5 tRNA genes are annotated in these 515 nt (G+C 51.7%); all 5 read left to right on the top strand.

Annotated elements, in window-relative coordinates:
• Positions 1-90 precede the first annotated feature (90 nt).
• The 5 genes from H9661_RS19385 (at position 91) to H9661_RS19365 (ending at position 514) form a co-directional block, all read left to right on the top strand.
• Positions 91-174: transfer RNA gene (locus H9661_RS19385), tRNA-Leu, on the top strand.
• Between the two features lie 3 nt (positions 175-177).
• A tRNA-Gly gene (locus H9661_RS19380) sits at positions 178-252 on the top strand.
• Positions 253-257: 5 nt separating this feature from the next.
• A tRNA-Gly gene (locus H9661_RS19375) sits at positions 258-331 on the top strand.
• Positions 332-358: 27 nt separating this feature from the next.
• Positions 359-435: transfer RNA gene (locus H9661_RS19370), tRNA-Arg, on the top strand.
• A 3-nt stretch (positions 436-438) separates the two neighbouring features.
• A tRNA-Pro gene (locus H9661_RS19365) sits at positions 439-514 on the top strand.
• Position 515: the final 1 nt, after the last annotated feature.

Below are 515 nucleotides of genomic sequence, written 5' to 3'. Positions count from 1 at the left end.
GTTTACTAGCTCAGTCGGTAGAGCACTTGACTTTTAATCAAGGTGTCCGGGGTTCGATTCCCCGGTAAGCCACCAAAAAAATAATTAAATGCAGATGTGGCGGAATTGGCAGACGCACTAGACTTAGGATCTAGCGCCTTAGGCGTGGGGGTTCGACTCCCTTCATCTGCACCATATGCGGAAGTGGCTCAATGGTAGAGCGCCACCTTGCCAAGGTGGATGTTGCGGGTTCGAGTCCCGTCTTCCGCTCCAAATAAGCGGGTATCGTATATCGGTAATACTCCAGCCTTCCAAGCTGGAAAGGTGGGTTCGATTCCCACTACCCGCTCCAATAATTTCATATTTATAAATGAAATAAGCGTCTTTAGCTCAGCTGGATAGAGCAACGCCCTTCTAAGGCGTGGGCCAGGAGTTCGAATCTCTTAAGACGCACCATTTCGGGGTGTGGCGCAGATGGTAGCGCGCATGGTTTGGGACCATGAGGTCGCAGGTTCGAGACCTGTCACCCCGACCAG

The sequence above is a fragment of the Clostridium cibarium genome (assembly GCF_014836335.1).
Classification (GTDB): domain Bacteria; phylum Bacillota; class Clostridia; order Clostridiales; family Clostridiaceae; genus Clostridium; species Clostridium cibarium.
The sequence above is the reverse complement of the archived record's forward strand: the minus strand, read 5'-3'. Positions and strand labels throughout refer to the sequence as shown.